A 2,584-nucleotide genomic window follows, 5' to 3' on the forward strand; every position below is an offset into this window, starting at 1 on the left:
GTTTTTTATTTATTTAAAATTTTATTTTTATTGGCATCAGAAATGTTTTAGAACTCATTGATTTTTTACCAGAAGGACTCCTCATCCTCTTGGGTGTCATGTTCATCCTGCAGAAAACCGTCTTCCTTAAAATTTTCACAATCCTTAAAGAAATTTAATTGAGCACTCTTTTCCATAGGTTTTTTATCTCTCAACTTTTCCAGCCTGTGTATTTCATTTTCTATTTCCTCCCTTGACAATTCGTCATACCTCTTCACTTCATCAAATTTATTTTCAACTTGCAACTTTTCGCCTTCATTATTTTTGTTGTTATTTTTTTCTTCGATCATAGAAATTTCTTCATTTTTTGATTCACTGGATACAATATCAGTCTTTTCTTCTTTCCCCTGCTCCACAAAATCTTGCGCAACTGCTTTCCTATCCTCTTGTAAATTATTTTGTAAACCCTTTGGAACAACTTTTGACTCATCATTTCCTACGGCAGAATTTATTTTTTCTTCTACAATCTTTAGGATTTTACTTATAAAAATCAGTATTTCTTTTTCTGAAATTCTGAGGCGTGAAAATTCTTTCACAGGCTTTTTCTTACGTTTTCTAACCTCTTGCATTGCCCTTTCAATCATTTTTTCTTCGTCCAGATAATATTTTTCAGCCCACGGAAGCTTGTAGTCTCTAATGCCAGTTGGTTTAAGATGTTTTGCCATCTCATGCTCTGAATAATCCATTTTATACAGCATTAACGGCTGCTCTCCTCTATACATGAGTATGGCTTTCTTTCTGTCAAGTCTCAAGAGTTCGTCAGGGTTTTGCAGATTTCTTCCACTTGGTGATACATTCTGGGATCCAAAATCAGCTATTCCTTCAATCCCGGCTTTTTTGCTTGAAGAATGGGATTCCACCGTAGTAGGCCCTATATGTTCCGAAACTTGTTTTGCCGTCATGTCGTCGGATGCCCCCAAGAACAGCTGACTGTCGCAGTTGCCCAGGATTTCAAACCATGCATCATGTGGATATCTGTTCTTGAGCTGGGCTATGTTCTGGAATATTATAAAACATATTATACCTCTGGATCTTAAAGTAGATATCTTCTTTTTAAAATCAGGTATAGCACCAATGTTTGGAAATTCATCAAGAATAAAATACACTTCCTGCTGCTCTTCAATTGGTATCATCTTTTTGTAAAAATCAGCATACTTGGTGAGTTTCATAAATAGAAATGAGAAAAATAGACTTGCTACAAAGTCAAATGTACTTTCTGAATCGGATGTGATACAGAAATAAGCGGTTTTTTCATATTTAGGTGCTGTAAGATCTATATCACTTGTTGCTGTTAAATTCTGAACTATTTCATTCTGGAAAATTTGAAGTTTGGATCCAAGACCTATTACTATATTAGGCTTTATCTTGTCACTTGCCTGTGAATATATGGCATAAGGCATTTTGGCCGGATTTGTGCTGTCAAGCTGTGCAAACATTGCATCAAGTATCACTACATTTTTTGTCACTAGCATAGAATATACTGTCGCCAGATTTCTGTTTCCTTCCGGTACTACAGTGACTACATATAGCACTAGTGCTTTTAAAAGGTTCATCTCAGACTTTTCCCAGAACTCATCCACTTTTCCATCAACCGGCCTTGTATTTGCCATAACAGTTTCAGCAAAACTCTGGGCTGAAATATCATCCGTAACTTCTGCCAGTGGGTTCCATCTATCCGAATGTATCATATGAACTAGGTTCAGTACCTTTACATTGTAACCTTCATGGTCTCTTAAAAAAGGTGCTGTATCCTCAAATACCTCAGCTTTCGGATCAGTTATAACCATGGATTGTCCCATCTTTGCTATCTGCATTATTTGATTTCTAACAAACGCCCTTGATTTACCTGTACCTGCAGCACCATAAACAGCAACATTCTTGTTTGCTGTCACCGGAAGTGAAAGAGTAACAGTTTCAAATTTTCCTGACCTTCTAAGTTCTATACTGCCGCCTTTTTCTAGCTTTCCAAAGATTATTCCGCTGCCTGAAGTTCCGCTTTTAACAGTGAATATTTCCCTGGCTCTCTCATATGGCATCCATTCTGCAGTTCCATATGTTCCCTGTTCAGGTATAGCGATAGGCCCGTCCTCTTTTTTATGACTTACGTGGCCTGCAACAAAAATCAGACCTGCAACAAAGCCAAAGAAAACAATGAAACATTTGAACCATTTGAAAAATACCATTCTATTTGCCATGAGAAGTTTCAGATTACCAGCAAAACTTTGAGTCCCGTAAGCATGGACAATATCTTCGACATGCCCTGAACTTGTAGCTATTATTGGTACAAACAAATATATGCTTATTATGAAGACAAGTATAAAGGCTACAGTATATTTAATTTTATTATTCTTAGACATTCAACCATCCTTTCCAACCTACATTTCTTCTCGGTCAGCTCAAGGATAGCATCTAAATATCGGTTTAAAATTTAGCATTTTCTTATTTATTATTTGGGTAAAAATTTGGATGAAAAACGAAATGAATGTTTGTCTCATTTTATATTAATAAAATCTCATTTAATGTATAAATACTGTCTCTTATAAAA

At 35.8% G+C, this 2,584-nt stretch carries 1 protein-coding gene; it reads right to left on the minus strand.

The genetic code is table 11. The features are described 5' to 3' along the window. Positions 1 to 65 precede the first annotated feature (65 nt). Complete coding sequence (locus J5G60_RS17865) at positions 66 to 2,396, minus strand: VirD4-like conjugal transfer protein, CD1115 family (protein ID WP_150359033.1); 2,331 nt, start codon at positions 2,394 to 2,396, stop codon at positions 66 to 68. Between the last annotated feature and the right edge of the window lie 188 nt (positions 2,397 to 2,584).

Source organism: Clostridium sp. HV4-5-A1G, assembly GCF_900184915.1.
In the GTDB taxonomy this organism is placed as follows: Bacteria; Bacillota; Clostridia; order Clostridiales; family Clostridiaceae; genus Clostridium_B; species Clostridium_B aromativorans.